At 43.9% G+C, this 17,761-nt stretch carries 11 protein-coding genes; 8 read left to right on the top strand and 3 right to left on the bottom strand.

Translation table 11 applies throughout. From position 1 onward, the window contains the following. Window positions 1–215 precede the first annotated feature (215 nt). Together hpaD and D4N35_RS10155 are read left to right on the top strand one after the other, a co-directional pair. Window positions 216–1,208 (top strand): 3,4-dihydroxyphenylacetate 2,3-dioxygenase, encoded by a 993-nt coding sequence (gene hpaD, locus D4N35_RS10160; RefSeq protein ID WP_120073136.1) that lies wholly within the window; start codon window positions 216–218, stop codon window positions 1,206–1,208. 223 nt (window positions 1,209–1,431) lie between these two features. Beyond that, a complete protein-coding gene (locus D4N35_RS10155) occupies window positions 1,432–2,262 on the top strand; it encodes a MerR family transcriptional regulator (RefSeq protein ID WP_120073134.1) in 831 nt (276 codons plus the stop codon). A gap of 290 nt (window positions 2,263–2,552) precedes the next feature. Here the strand turns inward: D4N35_RS10155 and D4N35_RS10150 are convergent, their stop codons facing one another. Continuing rightward, the gene (locus D4N35_RS10150) at window positions 2,553–3,953 is read right to left on the bottom strand and encodes a sigma-54 interaction domain-containing protein (RefSeq protein ID WP_120073132.1); all 1,401 of its coding nucleotides are present in this window, start codon (window positions 3,951–3,953) and stop codon (window positions 2,553–2,555) included. Between the two features lie 282 nt (window positions 3,954–4,235). Between D4N35_RS10150 and D4N35_RS10145 the strand changes: the two genes are divergently transcribed. The 6 genes from D4N35_RS10145 to D4N35_RS10120 all read left to right on the top strand — a co-directional run bounded on the left by D4N35_RS10145 (window position 4,236) and on the right by D4N35_RS10120 (window position 13,637). Next, window positions 4,236–5,480 (top strand): Zn-dependent hydrolase, encoded by a 1,245-nt coding sequence (locus tag D4N35_RS10145; protein ID WP_120073130.1) that lies wholly within the window; start codon window positions 4,236–4,238, stop codon window positions 5,478–5,480. A gap of 36 nt (window positions 5,481–5,516) precedes the next feature. After that, the gene (locus D4N35_RS10140; RefSeq protein ID WP_120073128.1) at window positions 5,517–7,139 is read left to right on the top strand and encodes an amidohydrolase; all 1,623 of its coding nucleotides are present in this window, start codon (window positions 5,517–5,519) and stop codon (window positions 7,137–7,139) included. Window positions 7,140–7,171: 32 nt separating this feature from the next. Then, on the top strand, window positions 7,172–8,614 hold the full coding sequence (locus D4N35_RS10135; protein WP_120073125.1) for a sodium:solute symporter family protein: 1,443 nt from the start codon (window positions 7,172–7,174) through the stop codon (window positions 8,612–8,614). A gap of 451 nt (window positions 8,615–9,065) precedes the next feature. Next, a complete protein-coding gene (locus D4N35_RS10130; protein WP_120073121.1) occupies window positions 9,066–10,691 on the top strand; it encodes an amidohydrolase in 1,626 nt (541 codons plus the stop codon). A gap of 64 nt (window positions 10,692–10,755) precedes the next feature. After that, window positions 10,756–12,087 carry an APC family permease gene (locus tag D4N35_RS10125; RefSeq protein ID WP_120073119.1) on the top strand — a complete coding sequence of 444 codons (1,332 nt, stop codon included), beginning with the start codon at window positions 10,756–10,758 and terminating at the stop codon, window positions 12,085–12,087. Window positions 12,088–12,314: 227 nt separating this feature from the next. Beyond that, window positions 12,315–13,637: an aminotransferase family protein gene (locus tag D4N35_RS10120; protein ID WP_120073116.1), complete on the top strand. Its 1,323-nt coding sequence runs from the start codon at window positions 12,315–12,317 to the stop codon at window positions 13,635–13,637. Window positions 13,638–13,689: 52 nt separating this feature from the next. Here D4N35_RS10120 and D4N35_RS10115 read toward each other — a convergent pair whose 3' ends face one another. Both D4N35_RS10115 and D4N35_RS10110 read right to left on the bottom strand, forming a co-directional pair. After that, window positions 13,690–15,648, bottom strand: a complete 1,959-nt coding sequence (locus tag D4N35_RS10115) for a hydantoinase B/oxoprolinase family protein (protein WP_120073114.1) — start codon at window positions 15,646–15,648, stop codon at window positions 13,690–13,692. Between the two features lie 47 nt (window positions 15,649–15,695). After that, window positions 15,696–17,744, bottom strand: a complete 2,049-nt coding sequence (locus tag D4N35_RS10110; RefSeq protein WP_208646294.1) for a hydantoinase/oxoprolinase family protein — start codon at window positions 17,742–17,744, stop codon at window positions 15,696–15,698. Between the last annotated feature and the right edge of the window lie 17 nt (window positions 17,745–17,761).

The raw sequence follows: 17,761 nt of genomic DNA, 5'->3' as shown, positions 1-17,761 counted from the left end.
CCCCCACTGATTGTTAGTTGAACGAATCGGGCTTTTACGGGCAGTTGATCTCCCACCTGAACTACTACGATTCATCTAAAGTTTTGAGGTGGGAGTCTTACTGCCCGTTAATGCGGGATAAAAATATTTTTTAAGTAAATTTAAAATAACTATTGACTCTCCTGTAACTGGAGACTTTAGACTTAAATCAAACAATGTCCGGGAGGATGATGGTAATGTCAAATGGAAAGTTTGATATTGTACGCCTGCACCATGCAGAGATAACGGTTACGGATCTGGATCGCGCCCGCCATTTTTACTGTGACGGACTTGGGCTCATTGAAACCGAGTCAGATGAAAATCAAATTTATTTAAGGGCTTTGGAAGACGCCAATCACCATTGCCTCGTTTTGACTAAGGGAAAGCAGGCCAGTTTGAAGCATATTGCCTATCGTGTAAGCGCTGACAGCGATCTTGATGCGCTGGATGAATTGTTCACTGAACTGGGTGTAAAAAAGCGCTGGGTTGAAGCCGGTGAGGAAAAAGGCCAGGGCCGGGCATTAAGAATCCAGGATCCGGGCGGAATCCCCGTTGAGTTTTTCTATGAAATGGAAAAAGCCGACAGGATGCTTCAGAAGTATCATTTGCAAGGAAATGTAAAAATCAAAAGGATTGACCACGCCAACTGCCTCATCACAAATATCGATGATTTGTATGCGTGGTACAGCGAAAATCTTGGTTTTAGAACTTCGGAATACACAGTAAAAGTCGACAAGGAAAACAATGAGGAAAATATATGGGCTGCCTGGATGCACAGAAAGCCGAGTGTGCATGATTTGGCCCTCATCAGCGAGACAGGCCCTCGTTTCCACCACACAGGTTTCTGGATGGATGACGCCAAATCGATCCTCGATGCCTGCGATCACCTTGCTTCCCTTGGCTACTATGCAAATATTGAACGTTCCCCCGGAAGACACGGGACATCCAATGCGTTCTTCGTTTATGTAAGGGATCCGGACGGAAACCGCATGGAACTGTACACCGGAGATTATTTCACCAACGATCCGGACTGGGAGCCGATCAAATGGGATCTCGCCGACCCTCAGCGCGCAACATTCTGGGGCGCCATGCCGCCAAAAAGCTGGGTCGAAGAAGCTGTTCCCGTTGAGGACATCCATACAGGCGAACTTCTTCCGATTGTCCCGTTCAGGAAAAAAGAACATGTCTAATATGACTTCGAACGCATCAGCCCGGGCTGATGCGCCATTTTTTTATGATAAAATATAAAGTGAAACTTCAATCAGTGGGGGTTTTCTTCATCCCCCACTGATTGTTAGTTGAACGAATCGGGCTTTTACGGGCAGTTTCCCACCTAAACTACTCCGATTCATCTAAAGGTTTGAGGTGGGAGCCTTACTGCCCGTTAATGCGGGATAATCGGTGGTGGAATAGATGAGAAACAAATTTTCAATCGGTCAGATGTCCAAGCTTCACAATATTCCGGTTAAAACGTTAAGATACTATGATGAAATCGGCTTGTTCAAGCCGATCGAAGTGAATCCCGAAAACGGCTATCGCTATTATTCCATCGAGCAGTTCAAGTTGCTGGACATCATCCATTATTTGAAAATGCTTGGAGTCCCCCTCGCAGAAATAAAGAAGCAGATTTCCAACCGGGATATCAACGGGCTGATCGATACGCTGCAGGAACACAAGACAATTACCGAGCAAAAAATTGAGGAACTTGAAATAGCCAAGAAGAAGATCGATACTCGGATACATGAGTTTGAAGAAGCAAAGAAGATCAAAGACATTGCCGTTCCATTTGTCAAAACTATTCCTGAAAGAAAAATCATTCAGCTGAAGGAAACCATTTCCTCCATTTTTGAACTTGAGCTCTCATTGCGCAAATTGAAACAGCAATACCAGCACTTGGCATCAATCTTCATAGGAAAAGTGGGCCTCACCATCTCCAAAAACCATTTTCAGCGTGACAGCTTTCTGGAATACAGCTCCATCTTTCTTATTTTGGAAGAAGTGGAAAAAAGTAAATTAATAGAAGGAATGGATTTCACCACTCTTGACGAAGGAACATACGCGTCTATTTTCTTCAGAGGAGGTCACGGTGATGCACCGCCCTATTTTAAAATCCTGAACGATTTTATCAAAAAGAACAATTACAAAGTCAAGGGCGATTTCATGATCCGGACCATCATTGACCGATTCATTTCCAATAACAATGATGAATTTCTAGCGGAAATCCAAGTTCAGATCGAAATATAGGAAGGTCGCTTCTCCAAATTTTTACGAAAATAAGTTTCACCTCATGGAGTTTCGGCTATGAATTAAATACAATCATGCCCGGATATTGGGATAATGTGAAGCTTCAATCAGTGGGGGTTTTCTTCATCCCCCACTGATTGTTAGTTGAACGAATCAGGCTTTTACGGGCAGTTGATCTCCCGCCTAAACTACTCCGATTCATCTAAAGGCTCGAGGTGGGAGTATTACTGCCCGTTAATGCGGGATAAAAGAAAGGTCCATTCTGATCCTCCTAGACCCTCTCTTTGTATTTATCTAGTCAAATTGTATTTCTTCAACCGTCTCATCAATAATGATTGGGTGATACCCAACTCCTCCGCCGCTTTCCTTGTTGTTTTGTATCGGGCATATGCCTTGGCGATAATATTCTTTTCAACTGATTCCAAAATTTCTGTTAGTGATTCCCCTTCATTAATATCTGCAATATTTAAAACCGGGTCTTCTGGATCCCTCATATTTAACGGAAGATCTTTAACCTGTATCTCATTTTCAGGGGCAATGATGACGAGCCGCTCGATTAAATTTTCCAGTTCCCTAATATTTCCCGGCCAGTCATACTCTTGAAGACGTTCCACGGCATCTGCTGAAATCCGACATTGCCTTTGGTGCTTGTTATTATATTTTTCCAAGTTAAAATACACCAAGCCAACAATATCTTCCTTTCTTTCTCGAAGTGAAGGAACATGAACCGGCAATACGTTCAGCCTGTAAAATAAATCCGAACGAAAATTGCCCTTTTTTACTTCCTCCTGCAAGTCCAGATTTGTTGCTGCAATAACCCTGACATTTGCTGTTTGATACTCTGTGGAGCCTACAGGCAGGAACATCTTTTGCTGTAAGAATTGTAGGAGCTTGGCTTGCAGGTGAACAGGCAGTTCTCCTATCTCATCAAGAAATAAAGTACCGCCGTCCGCCGTTTTTATCAATCCGGCTTTGCCTGTTTTATTGGCACCAGTAAAAGCTCCTTTCGCATAACCGAATAATTCGGATTCGATTAAGGACTCTGGTATGGCTCCGCAGTTGATCTCCACAAACGAACCATGGTTTCTTTCACTTAAATCATGTATACGTTGGGCAATAACATTTTTACCGACACCTGTTTCCCCTGTCAGTAAAACGGTTGACTCTGCCAGAGCAATTTTATCAATTGTTTGCAATAGGGAAAGATAAGCTGGGCTTTGTCCGGAAAAATAATATGAACCTATTTGTTTTTCATAGTTCATACGCATAATTTGTTCACTGTAACGTTTCAACAATGACTGTGTTTCTTCCAGCTCATTTGTTGTCTTCACTATTTCAGTAATATCCTTCGTTTGGGCGATAATACAGTCTATTTCTCCAGCTTCATTCTTAATAGGATATCCCGAAACAATGAACCTGCTGTCTTTACCCGTCGTTGTTTGCACTGTGCTTACAGCCGCTTGCTTTTCAATGACCATTTTCGTTACAGATGGATTGAAAACTCCCATTTCTTCCAGCAAATATACGTCTTTCCCTATAAAAAAAGATATAGGGTTTCCTGTGAAATTTGCACAAGCTTGGTTAAGCCATAAGACTATTCCTTTGCCGTCAGCAACCAGTACCCCATCAGATAAAGCATTCAGTATCTTTATAAAAACAGGATGTTCCAAAATTTCTTGGACTTTTTTCAATTTTTTCTTCCTTTCTAATTATCGATGTTTATATTATATCATTACTTTTGAGTTAAAATTGATTCAAAAAAAGGCCTTACAATATTTTAATGGCATATTTTGAGTTAATTTCAACTCAAACCATCTAAATCTTGAATCGTTTTTGTAACACAATCATGTAAACGGATCCAAAAAGATGACAAAATTCAACAAATGGAACGTCTTACCCTCAAAATGTTTGGCATATAAATTGCAATTATATAGACAAGTCACTGGAATACAAAACCAAGGAGGATTTGGCGAATGATTCAACAAAAATTACGGATTAATATCAATCGTCTTATGAAGACCATCGAAGAAAGCGCCGGTATAGGAAGACTTTCCGGTGGCGGAATATGCCGTCTTGCACTCACTGACGAAGATAAAAAAATGAGGGACACCTTTATTCAATGGTTGAAGAATAGTGGACTCAAGGTGAGAGTAGACGATTTTGGAAACATTTACGGGCGAAGAGAAGGACAAAACCCGGAAGCTTCCCCGGTATTGATTGGATCCCACTTGGATACACAGCCGGAAGGCGGACGCTTTGACGGTATATTGGGAGTACTGGCGGGCCTTGAGGTTATCTGTACATTGAACGAATTCAATGTTCAAACAGAAAAGCCCATTGAGATTGTCAATTTCACTAACGAAGAAGGATCTAGATTTGAACCTCCGATTTTAGGCGCAGGCGGTGTTTCGGGACATTTTGATAAAGAGTTTATTTATAGCCGTAAAGACAGGGATGGAAAAACCTTTTTAGAAGAACTTAAAAGAATCGGATATTTGGGAGAGGAGAGCAATCGGGTTCAAAACAGCCACAGTTATATTGAACTTCACATTGAGCAGGGACCCGTATTGGAGCATAAAGGAATAGACATTGGAGCAGTGACAGGTATCCAGGGAATGGATTGGCTGGAAGTTAAAATTACTGGACAATCTGATCACGCAGGACCAACTCCAATGAGCATGAGAAAGGATGCACTTTATGTCGCTGCTAAACTTATCCAGATTATCAGAGATACCATTACAAGCCAAAACAGCGAGGCAACAGCAACTGTAGGGAGAATGGCCATTAAACCGAATTCAATCAATTGCGTACCTGGGGAAGTTATCTTTTCAGTAGATATCAGACATTCGGACAACGCAGTTAAAGAGCTTTTAACCCAATTGATTATCGAAAAACTAAGTATTTTAGCAGCCGCCGAACAAGTCATGATAGAAACAAAGAAAATTTGGGAAACCTCTGCCAGTCATTTTTCCGCTGAGCTGATTGACATTATTTCCGAAACTGCCGAAGAACTTGGATACAGTAACCAAAGGATGATTAGTGGTGCAGGTCATGATTCCAAATATATGAACGAGATCACTCCTACAGCCATGATATTTGTTCCAAGTGCCGACGGCAAAAGCCATTGCCAGGAGGAATTTACGAGCACAGCTGCAATAGACAAAGGCGCAAATGTATTACTGCATACCATTTGCAAATTGGCCGGAGCATCCAACTAAGAGCAATAAAAAAGCAACAAGAAGAGGAGTTTTAATATGTTCGCAGATTTAATCATTACAAATGCCGATATTTATACAATGGATGAACGATATCCTAAGGCTGAAAGACTGGCTGTGAAGGACGGAAAAGTCATCGCTTTTGATCAACAGGCCCAACAATTGAAAGGCCCTTCAACTAAACTGGTAAACTTGCATAATAAAACGGTTTTACCGGGATTCATAGAGAGTCATGCACATCCGCTTCATTACGCGGCAAACCTGCTTCAACTTGACTTGAGGGCAGAAATCACGCCAGATATCGAAAGCATACTTCATGCGGTAAGAGAGAAGGCAAAAGTGACTCCCAAAGGTGAATGGATCTTAGGCATGGGGTGGGATGACAGCAAGATGAAAGAAAAACGCTTCCCTACTATAGAAGAATTAAGCGAAGCGGCACCCGACCATCCCGTATTTTTAAAAAGAACCTGTGTGCACAATGCGGTCGTCAATCGAAAGGCCTTCGATGTAAGCGGTCTCCCGGAAATTCCAGAAGACCCCCAAGGGGGACACTTCCACATCAATCCAGATACTGGAAAGCCCAGCGGATTGATTCAGGAAAACGCAATGCAAGAGTTTGCAGTCCCTCCATTTACCACAAAACAGATGATGGATGCGATGATGCAGGCGCAGGAGCAATTTTTTCGCTGGGGGATTACCACTATCCACGACATGGCCGTGACGCCAAAAGAAATGACCGTGTACCAACAGCTTCAAAAAGAGGAAAACTTCCGCTTGAAAACACGTTTGTGGTTATGGGCTATTGATTTGATGGGATGGACCGGCGTTCAAGAAGAAGTTCTTTCCCTCGGTATAGAAAGCGGGTTTGGAAATGACCGGCTGAACATACAAGGATTAAAATACATGCTGGACGGAAGTGTTGGCGGAAAAACGGCTGCTCTATATGAACCTTTTGAAGGCAACGAAAATACCCGCGGCATTTTATATATGAAACAAGATCACTTAAATGAGCTGGTATTACAGGCTGTAAAAAATAATTTGCGAGTCTCCATACACGGTATCGGAGAACGGGCGATAGATATGGCACTCGAGGCAATGACACAAGCGGCAACCCCGGAAGAAAATAAAAAAATGCGTAATAGGATTGAACATTGTGCGCTGCCTACCGACGAGCAATTAAAGAAAATTGCAGACTATGGCATAATCGCAGCCTCTTCTATCGGTTTTATATATTCAATTGGAGATAGCTATTTGGCGAACTTGGGACCGGAACGGGCAGAACATGTCTTCCCGCATGCCTCTTTTAAAAAATATGGAATTATTGCTCCTGGAAATTCCGATTTGCCAGTATGTGATGGAAATCCGCTATACGGTATTTATTCGGCTGTTACACGCAAAACAATTGGCGGGCAGCAGATTGGCACCGCTGAATCGATTTCCATAGAAGATGCCGTCAAGGCGTACACTTTTGACGCAGCCTATTCCGGCTTCGACGAAGACAAAATCGGTTCGCTGTCTATTGGAAAGTATGCTGATTTCATCGTTTTGGACCAAGATCCGTTCCAATCAGACCCGGATACCATCAAGGATTTGAAGGTCATTCAGACGGTGGTCGAAGGAGATATAGTGTTTGAAGTTGAGCCTGTGCTTAATAAAGCTTAATTAAAAAAATGATACAATAAGGGGGAAACACCATGTTTAGCTCGCAAGAACAATCGATTCTAGGTGGAATCGTCATCTTTTACTTCCTATTTCTCTTCGCTATTTCTTTTTATATCAACAAAAAGAGTATTAAAACGTATGATGACTATAACGTAGCAGGCAGATCCGTATCCATGTTTCCATTAATACTGACTTTCCTTGGAACGGCAATCGGCGGTTCTACGCTCCTTGGGTTTATGACAAACGGATATAACTTCGGTATGGGGCAGCACTGGCTGAATTTCAGTATCTTTATTACAGGTGTCTTCATGATGTTCTTCTTCCTCAAGAAGATTCGTGCATACGGGGAAAAGTACGATATGGTTACAATCGCTGACTATACTACATTGCGGTTTGGCGAAGGCGCCCGCTTCCCTACAGTCATCAGTATTTTAATTGCCTATTGTGCCATTACTGGTATGCAATTCATTGCGATTGCCACTATTTTAAACTTGACTGTTGGTATTAGTATAACGGCCGGTATTATTGTAAGCTGGATCATGTTATCAATTAAAACATACTATGGCGGTATGAAATCCGTTATCTGGCAAGATGCTTTTCATGGAACCATTCAAACAGTCGGTATTTTCATTTTATTTATTGTTGTCATTATTGCATCGGGCGGCTGGAGTCAAATCTCCGAAAATGCAGCAGCATTAGGTGAAGGAGCCAATTTAAGCGTTTTTAGCATCTCTACGACAGAAGTATTGGTCTATTTGCTGACGATTGGAGGATATCAATTTGTCAGACAAGACCTATGGCAAAGATTCTGGGCAGCAAAAGATGTGAAAACAGCTTCAATCGGTTATTGGATTTCCATTATTCTTGCACTAGTAACTGGAATTTTCGTCATTATGATTGGCGTTGCAGGAAAATATGGCTTAGACATGGGAGAAATCAATCCAACACTCGCATATTATGCTATTTCAGAACATGTATTCAATTTCCCAATGGTTATCGTCATGATTATTGCGTTATTGGCTACAGTCATCTCTACAGCTGACTCATTCTTCATGGCAGGAGCTTCATCGATTGTAAACGATGTCATCAGACCGCGCATGGAAGTACAAGATGACCGAAAGCTTTTAAAATACAGCAGGTTGTCCGTAATTCTTGTTTCGCTTTTAGCTTTGGTACTGGCTCTTTATATCCCGAATCTTGTTGATTTGTGGGTAACAGGAACAGCGATGCTCGTTTCAGCTTTGGTTGCACCGGTCACTTTCGGCCTATTTTGGAAAGGTACGACAAAAATTGGCGGTACTGTAGGAATGTGGGTTGGGTTATTCGTTGCCGTAGGCTGGCAACTAACAGGACATCCTTTCGGTATTCACCCGGTATTCTTGGGACTGCCTATCTCCATCATTTTGACAGTTGCCATTTCACTGATGACACAATCCAAAAATGCAAAAGGTCAGCTGGAAAAAGCTGCGCTTTAAGATACTATGCTGCAAAAAAAGATTCAACTTGAAAAAGGAAGGGGTAATATACCCTTTCTTTTTTTATGAAAACACATTAGGTAGAAGGCAATACAAAAGCTAGCCCTCCCACCTTTACTTTATTTCGAAGAACTTGATTAAATTAAATACGGTCATATCAACGCTCTTCACGGTAATTTCTCCCCATCCAGGCAGAAGGAACGTTATATTGATTCGTTTTCGAATCAAAAGTAAAAAGTCAAAGAAAAGATTGAGTCTCTTTCGAATCAATCGCACGTAAATCGAACCGGTTTTGAATTCCCTCTTCCAATTTTGATTAAGCTTATGCAAAAATAACTACCTGAAAAGGGGGTTTTCATACCTTGTGTTCATTTTCCAGCAAAAAAAGTTGGCACAGATTTTGCTAGTGTAGTATTATTACAAAGCGTTTACATTTCAGGAGGGGGCAAAAGTGAAAGCGGATATCATTATCCAAAGCGATGCGGTCTTTACCGGATTGAAAGATCAGCCGGAACGATTGGCCATAGCGATTAAAGAAAACAAGATCATTAATATTGACACACCGGAAACAATGAAAAAGCATGCCGGAGACGGCACACGCATAATAGATGCCGGAGACAAACTGGTCATGCCAGGCTTCTTTGATTCCCATATCCATATCATGGCCGGCAGCCTGTTTAACTTTTATGCAGTTCCTTTAAGTGAAGCGGTTTCCGCGGAAGATGCCGGCGAAAAGGTGAAAGCGTATGCGAATGAGCATCCGGATGCCCCTTGGATCGTCGGCGTCGGCTGGGACCACACCGCCTGGGGGGACAAAGATTTCCCGGACAGGTACGTGCTTGACCGGTTTGTACCGGATCGCCCTGTATTCCTGATTCAGGCGGAAGGCCATTATGGATGGGTCAATTCAAAAGCCATCGAAACAGCAGGGATTACGAAAGATACCGAAAACCCGGACTACGGAATCGTCTATAAGGATGAAAACGGAGAGCCGACAGGTATCCTGATTGAGTCCGCCATGTCCCTTGTCGGAAAATACGCCTATGATTTTTCCGAGGAACAAAGAAGGGACATGGTCCAGCTGTTTCTTGATCATGCGGCGAGCCTTGGCGTAACTTCCGTGAATGACCTTTATTTAAGCCGTGCACATGAACAATTGGAAGGGTATTCAGTGTTCAAGGAATTTGATGAAAAAGACGAACTGAATGTCAGAATTCATCTGTATCCTCCATTGAACGGGGACTTGGAAAAAGCGAAAGAATTCAAAGAGACATTTACTTCCCCGAAACTGAAAATGGCCGGCCTTAAGCAATTCATCGACGGAGTAGTAACAGGATATACGGCTTATATGCTCGATCCTTATAAAGACAAACCGGAAACACGCGGGGAAATCGGATTCCCTGAAGAACAGCTTCAGGAATGGGTGACCGCTGCGGATAAGGAAGGCTACCAAATCAAGTTCCATACGATTGGAGACGGAGCGGTAAGGCTTGGGCTGGACCTATATAAAAATGCCCAAAAGGCCAATGGAAAACGTGATTCCCGCCATACGCTGGAGCATATTGAGATCGTTTCTCCCCAGGATATCCCAAGATTCAAAGAGTTGGGTGTCATGCCGTCGGTTCAGCCGTACCATATGGCATTAATGCCGAGGGAAAGCCATACAGAGCGGGTGGATGAGGAAAAGTTCCCATACCTTTATCCGAACGCCACCTTCTTCAACGAAGGTAATGTCATGCCTTACAGCAGCGACTATCCAATCATACCGTTGAATCCGATGCTCGGCCTTTACCATGCCGTTACCCGAAAAGATTATACACTGGAAGACACTTGGAATGAACAGGAGAAAATCTCCCTTTCGCAGGCACTCAAAGCTTACACATATGGCTCTGCCTATAGTGTTTTCCGTGAAAGTGAAATCGGAACGCTCGAAGAAGGAAAACTTGCAGACATCGTCATTCTTGATAGAAACTTGTTCGACGTACCTGAAAAAGAAATTTTAGACACCAAAGCTGAGCTGACGATTGTTGATGGTAAAGTCGTTTACGAAAAACCAGCACAAGCAGCAGCTCTATAATCATCTAAGCGGAAGCCTTCGCGAAAGCGGGGCTCCAAACTTTCATAATAAAAGGAGTATTTTTATGGAACAAAAAATGAATCGATCACTCACCCTTCTCCCGGTTGTCCTTTTTGGCTTTTCCTTCATGGCGCTTGCAACCGTGTTCAGCACGTATGGTGTTGCAGCGCAAATCTCACATGGAATGGTAACCGGATCTTATTTATTGGCATTAATCGTTATGCTCTTTACTGCATACAGCTACGGACAAATGGCGAAAGCTGTGCCGTCTGCAGGTTCGGCTTACGCTTATACACAAAAATCGATCAGTCCGCACGTCGGCTTCATGGTCGGATGGGCCATTCTCATGGACTATCTCTTTATTCCGATGGTCAACTACCTGCTGTTCGGCATCTTTTTCTCAGCAGCCTTCCCAGCCGTCCCAAGTTATGTTTGGATTTTAGGATTGCTTGCGCTTGTAACATTTGTCAATGTAAAAGGGATCAGGCTGGCGACAATGGCAAACGCCTTTATCAGTATAGCCTCTATATTGTTCATACTCATTTTTATCGGATTATCTGCCAAAGATATAATGGGTGGAGCAGGAACCGGAACCATTTTTAATTTTGAGCCTTTTTATAATCCTGAACAGTCTTTCTCTTATATTGTTGCCGGAGCGGCCCTACTGTGCTTCTCTTTTCTTGGTTTTGATTCCGCCACTGCTTTTGCGGAGGAAACGATCAACCCGAAAAAGACGATTCCTAAAGCCGTCATTATCATTACCCTTGTAGGTGGAGTCATTTTCATGTCTGTCTCATATTTCGCGCATAATATTTGGCCGGACTTTACTACTTTCACTGATCCGGATTCAGCTGCCCATGAAATCATCACTTTTGTTGGCGGAAAAACATTGGCCTCCATTTTCCTGGCAGTTTATTTTTGCACTTGTTTCGGATCCGCAATGTCATCCCAAGCTAGCGCATCCCGTGTTTTGTTTGCGATGGGCCGCGATGGCCAGCTTCCGAAATTCTTCGGAAAGCTCCATCATAAATACCAAACACCGATAAACAATATTCTTTTAATCAGTGCGGTGTCTCTTCTTTCACTCGTTTTGAGCCTGACACTCGTTGCTTCATTTATTAATTTCGGAGCGTTTATTGCCTTTATAAGCGTCAACGTGGGAGTCATTGTTTACTATTTCGTCCGCAAGAAAGAGCGTTCGGTGAAAGGGACCATCCTATATTTGATCCTGCCCGGCATCGGCGCAGTACTCGATTTTTGGCTGCTCCTTAACTTGGACATACATTCAAAAGTATTGGGAAGCATTTGGTTCTCGCTCGGCCTCGTCTATCTGTTCTTCTTGACGAAAGGTTTTAAACAGCGTCCGCCTGAGCTGAAATTGGAAACGGCTGAATAGGAGATTGAAATTTTACGAAAACAGGAGTTTTCGGCCTGTATCGGGATTATTTTACTTGTGAGTAAAGAAAAACATCAGTTTTTAAGAAGTTTTTAGGGAATTTACTGAAATTCTCCAAAAAAAGTGTGCTCTCCCCTTTCTTTTACAAAAACAAAGGGATATAATATATAACTGTGCAGAGCAATTTCATAGCAATATTTTCACAACTTTGAAAAGGAGCGATTCTAGTGAGCAATGAAGCATTAAGACAAGAATTGGTTGAATTGGACAAAAAATATTTTATCCATCCAACATCTTCTCTGCAAGACCAGCAAGCAAACGGTCCTGCTATCATATTTGACAAAGCCGAGGGAGTGCACGTTTGGGATCTGAACGGCAAGAAATACCTTGAAGGTATGGCTTCCCTTTGGAACGTAAACATCGGATATGGAAGAAAAGAACTTGCTGAAGTTGCAAAAGAGCAACTTGAAAAATGTGGATACGTTTCCAGCTTTACAGGATTCTCTAACGAACCTGCAATCCGCCTTGCTGCTAAAGTTGCTGAAATGACACCTGGCGACTTGAACGGTGTTTTCTTCACTTCCGGCGGATCTGAATCCAATGATTCCGCATACAAACTTGTCCGTCACTATTGGAAAGTGAAAGGCAAGCCTGAAAAAACAAAAATCGTTGCTCGTAAAAGAGCTTACCATGGAGTCGCTTCCGGTTCCACAAGTGCTACAGGAATCGAATCTTTCCATGACTTCACAACTTCTTTAGCACCAGGATTCGTCCATGTTGATCCGGATTCTCCTGAAGCTTTCAGAAAGTTGATCGAAGAAGAAGGCGCAGACACAATTGCTGCATTCTTGACTGAGCCTATCCAAGGTGCGGGCGGAGTCAACTTGCCTAAGGAAGGCTACCTCCAAGAAATCCGCAAAATCTGTGATGAAAATGACATTCTTTTCATCGCTGATGAAGTTATCAACGGATTCGGCCGTACAGGAAAAATGTTCGCTTGCGAACACTATGATATCGTTCCTGATGTATTGCTTCTTGCAAAAGGTATCTCCAGCGGATACGTTCAATTGGGAGCAGTCGTATTGCGCGAAAAACTCCACAAAGAGCTGATTGAACTTTCTCCTGGCGTATTGATGCATGGATTCACTTACAGCGGACATCCAACTGCATGTGCGGTCGGTTTGAAAAACATTGAAATCATGGAAAATGAAAACATGGTTGAGAACTCCAGAGTAATGGGAGACCTTCTCGCTGAAAAATTGACTGAGCTTCAAAAAGAAACTGATATTGTTGGTGAAGTTCGCCACCTCGGTTTGCTTGGTGCAGTTGAAATCGTCAAAAACCAGGAAACTGGAGAGCGTTTCGCAGAAAAAGTCACTCCAAAAATTGTGGCTGCTGCAAGAGAGCGCGGCTTGATCCTTCGTAACGTCGTTTACTGGGAGAAAGACACAATTGTTTACTCTCCACCACTTTGCATGACTGAAGAGGATGTAAACGAATTTGCAAGCATCTTGAAAGAAGCTGTCTTGGAAGTTCAAAAATCACTTTAATTGAAAACTTAAAGGGGCTGTCCTCAGGACAGCCCCTTTCATTATTATTTCATTATTTCCAGTAAGCCAATGAACGCTTTCTCATTGCCTCACGGTTTTGCGCCGTTGTTTTCGGGAGGTATTCCCCTGTTTGCTGGTCAATGATGATTCCATATCTCCGAATCAGGTCAAGAAGGTCCACTTCCCCGTTCCGGAATCTTTCCATGACAGCTTCCGGATCTTCCTCAATCCATTTTTCGCGATTCAGACGGATCCATTCACGGGCATTCTTTGTTGCTTCCTCGTCAATTTCAAAAAGGTCGATCTCACGATCTATCTCTTTGATGACGACACCGTAGTCCTTTTCGGCACGTTCAATGGATACGTACTCATCAATGACGTCTTCCAGAACAGCTTTCGGATCCCTTTCAAGCGGATCTCCCAGTCCGCCTCCACCGGCAGATGGTCGTGTGAAGTAATCGTCCTTTCCCACTTTCACATTGGAGAAGATCGTTCCGAGGAATTCTGTTTCCTCTCCTTTTCTTTGCAATTTAACACCATGCGGAGTGGAAGGCAGCCCTCCAAAAATACCCCATGTGACCGAACGGGATCTGTCACAGCAATATGACATGACCGCATTATGCGCTTCCGTAAGGATTCCGCCTTTTTCAACACCGCAGCCTCCACGGAATTGTCCAGGACCGCCCGAATCAGTGACTATTTCATGCTTCGTCGTAACAACAGGCGATAGCCGCTCCTGTCCTTCACAAGGCTGGATGCTCAGCCCGACTCCAAATACAGGTGAAGTTGCGTTTGCTCCGTCTTTTATACTGCGGCCCCCATGACCGCCCGCCATCCAATCGTACCACATGAAGTAGCTATTGTAGCCTTCGCGCTTGTCATCTCCTCCGATGAGAAGGTACTCAAGGTTGAAAGAGCAGGCCAAAGCGCGTTCCGGCATGATGCCGGACCAGAGCTCAAAGCAGGCATTCATGATTTTTTCATAGGCCCCTGAACAGAAACCTGTCACAGCTACCGGGCATGGAGCATTTACGACCGAGTCGTCCGGAAGATCCACGTGGACAACCCGGTAGAATCCGGAGTTTAACGGAATATCCGGGAAGAACGTTTTTGTTCCGGCATAAGCAGCAGACAAAGATGAACCGAAAGCGGAATTCAAGAAACAGCCGATATATTCGTGGGATCCGGACAGATCATAGGAAATCTCATCATCTTTGATGGTCATCTTTACTTTGATCGGGATCAGTCCGTCGCCCACTTCCGGATCCATATCGATGTAGTCGGTCGTTTCCCATACACCGTCCGGGAGCTCTTTTACCCTCGCGCGGGTAAGGCGTTCAACATAGTTTTGCACTTCCTCAAAAGCGGTCAGCACCGTATCAAGCCCATATTTTTCAATGAACGTGATCAGTTGCCGCTCACCAGTTTTTGTTGCCTCTGCCTGTGAACGGAGGTCCCCTAGCCGCTCTTCAGGAACACGCATGTTAGAAACAAGGAGGGTGGCCACATCTTCCAGATATTCCCCTTTGCTCCAAATGCGGAGCGGAGGAATCCTTACTCCTTCCCCATAGTGAGTCTTGGCGTTTACATCAAACGAACCCGGAGTGGAGCCTCCCATATCCGCCCAGTGCCCGTTCACCTGCATAAAGGATATCAATTTTCCATCGTAAAATACAGGCCGGATGATCCGCGTATCATTAAAGTGAGTTCCTCCGCGGTACGGGTCGTTAACGATAAAGACGTCTCCAGGATGGATATCGTCGCCAAAATCTTCAATGACCGCCTTCGCCGTCAAATGAAGCGTCCCGACATGAACGGAAATATCTTGAGTTCCTTGCATGATCGTGTTCCCTTCAGCATCACATAGCGCCGAACTGAAGTCACGGTTATAAATAACGAATGAATAACATGTACGCAATACTTGCTCCGACATTTGGTCAACCAGATTCACAAATCCGTTCTTCAATACTTCAAATGTAACCGGATCGAGTTTCGTATCGACATTAAACATCATATCTCCCCTTTTCGCAGCTTTGTTAAAACTATTCGTTTGCTTTCTTATTTGCGGCTCATGATGATATTGCGGTATTCATCAATTTTGACTGAATAGTCAGGCGGTACAACGATGGTTGAATCAAGCTGTTCGATAACAGCCGGACCGCTGAATTCTGACAGCACAGGGATTTTCGTACGGTCGTAAATCCTCGACTCGACCATTCCGCCGGCTTCTTCAAAATACACATCACGAGTTTCTTTGACCGCATCTTCAAGATTCCCTTTCGGTTCTTCTTTGGCAAAGACCGGCTTATTGACAGCACCGATCGCTTCTACACGCATTCCGTAAATTTCAATTCCTTTTTCCCTGTCGGCAAAGGCATATTCACGCTCGTGCTCAAGGTGGAACCTTTCAATCGCTTCATCCAATGACATGATCGGGCGGTCGATTGTGACGGAAAGTGTTCTCCATTGCCCGACATAACGCATATCAATGTAACGGATGAGGTGCATCCGCTTCTCTTCAATACCTTCTTCAGCCAATAGTTCTGTCGCTTCTTTTTCCATTTCTATAAATTCAGCTTCCAGCTCTTCTTTTGTCACTTCCGCGGCATTCGCAAAATAGGTCTTGGAAATATCGTGCCTCACGTCAACAAGCAGGCAGCCCATTGCAGCCGCAACGCCAGGATGTGCCGGAACGATGACTGTCGGGATTTCCATTTCCCTCGCAAGATCTGCTCCATGAAGTGCTCCTGCCCCGCCGAACGCAACCAGGGCAAAGTCACGCGGGTCATAACCGCGGCGGACGGAAATCAGGTTAAGCGCATCGCACATGTTTGCGTTTGCCACTTGTATCATCGCGTTCGCAGCACCATGGATATCGTATCCCAATGGTTTGCCCACACGTTCTTCAATCGCTTTTACTGACAGGTCCTTGTCCAATTCCATTTGCCCGTCAATCAGCTTAGTGTTCAAACGGCCAAGAACCAGGTTGGCGTCCGTGTTTGTCGGCTCCGCTCCGCCTTGTCCATAGCACGCCGGCCCCGGATCTGCCCCTGCACTTTGAGGCCCGTTACGCAAAGAGCCACCATCATCAATCCAGGAGATACTTCCTCCTCCGGCTCCGATCGTCAAAATTTCAATGCTTGGAAACCCAATCGGATAACCGTATTCGATATACCAGTCTTTCGTAATCCGAAGTTCGTTGTCATACATTAACGAAATATCCGTACTTGTACCACCCATATCAAGACCTATCGCATTTTTAAATCCGCAAAGATTGGCAATGTGCTTGCTGGCAATCGCTCCTGCGGCAATCCCTGAGCTTGCAAGTCTTGCTGCATATTTCGGGACCGTTTGCGATGTCATGACTCCGCCTCCGGAATGAAGGACGATAATATCGCCATCATATCCCAATTCCTTCATATTCCCTTCCAGTGTATTGATATACTTGCTTACTGTCGGTCCAAGTACAGCGTTTACAATTGTTGTACTCATACGCTCATGTTCAAAGATTTCAGGAAGTGTATCAGAAGACGTGCATATGTATGCCTCAGGCAGCTCTTCCTGTAAAATTTCCTTTGTGATTCTTTCATTTTCGGCGTTTACATAGGCATTCATGAAACAGATGGCAATTGCTTCCACTTCACGGCGTTTTAAAATTCTCGCAAGCTCGCGGATTTCATCTTCACTGACCTCTTTCAACATGGTTCCGTCAAACCCTACACGTTCATCAAGTTCAAAGCGGTCTCTCCGTTTGATATACGGCTCTGCCACATCATTGTATGCATCCCATAAATCAAGCTTTGTTCCGCGGCGGATTTCCGGTACATCACGGAAACCTTTTGTGGTCACAAGGGCTGCTTTTGGAAGTTTGCGTTCAATCAATGCGTTCGTTCCCACGGTTGTTCCATGTGAGAACATTTTGATTTTATCGCCTGTCAATTCAGCTTTTAGAATACCGTTCAAAATCCCTTTTTCAGGATTAGACGGTGTGGAAGAGGTTTTCGTTACCAACATCTCTCCTGTATTTTCGTCATAAACAAACACATCGGTAAAAGTTCCGCCAACGTCAACTGCAACATGGTAGCCTGTTTTCGTCATCTTGCTCATATTTTCGCCTCCGTTTT

The organism is Siminovitchia fortis (genome assembly GCF_003605365.2).
Lineage (GTDB): Bacteria > Bacillota > Bacilli > Bacillales > Bacillaceae_C > Siminovitchia > Siminovitchia fortis.
The sequence above is the reverse complement of the archived record's forward strand: the minus strand, read 5'-3'. Positions and strand labels throughout refer to the sequence as shown.

Excerpts from the sequence above, each read along its gene's own strand:
- hpaD (WP_120073136.1), top strand. The coding sequence starts at position 216 with ATGTCAAATGGAAAGTTTGATATTGTACGCCTGCACCATGCAGAGATA.
- D4N35_RS10155 (WP_120073134.1), top strand. The coding sequence starts at position 1,432 with ATGAGAAACAAATTTTCAATCGGTCAGATGTCCAAGCTTCACAATATT.
- D4N35_RS10145 (WP_120073130.1), top strand. The coding sequence starts at position 4,236 with ATGATTCAACAAAAATTACGGATTAATATCAATCGTCTTATGAAGACC.
- D4N35_RS10140 (WP_120073128.1), top strand. The coding sequence starts at position 5,517 with ATGTTCGCAGATTTAATCATTACAAATGCCGATATTTATACAATGGAT.
- D4N35_RS10135 (WP_120073125.1), top strand. The coding sequence starts at position 7,172 with ATGTTTAGCTCGCAAGAACAATCGATTCTAGGTGGAATCGTCATCTTT.
- D4N35_RS10125 (WP_120073119.1), top strand. The coding sequence starts at position 10,756 with ATGGAACAAAAAATGAATCGATCACTCACCCTTCTCCCGGTTGTCCTT.
- D4N35_RS10115 (WP_120073114.1), bottom strand. The coding sequence starts at position 15,648 with ATGTTTAATGTCGATACGAAACTCGATCCGGTTACATTTGAAGTATTG.
- D4N35_RS10110 (WP_208646294.1), bottom strand. The coding sequence starts at position 17,744 with ATGAGCAAGATGACGAAAACAGGCTACCATGTTGCAGTTGACGTTGGC.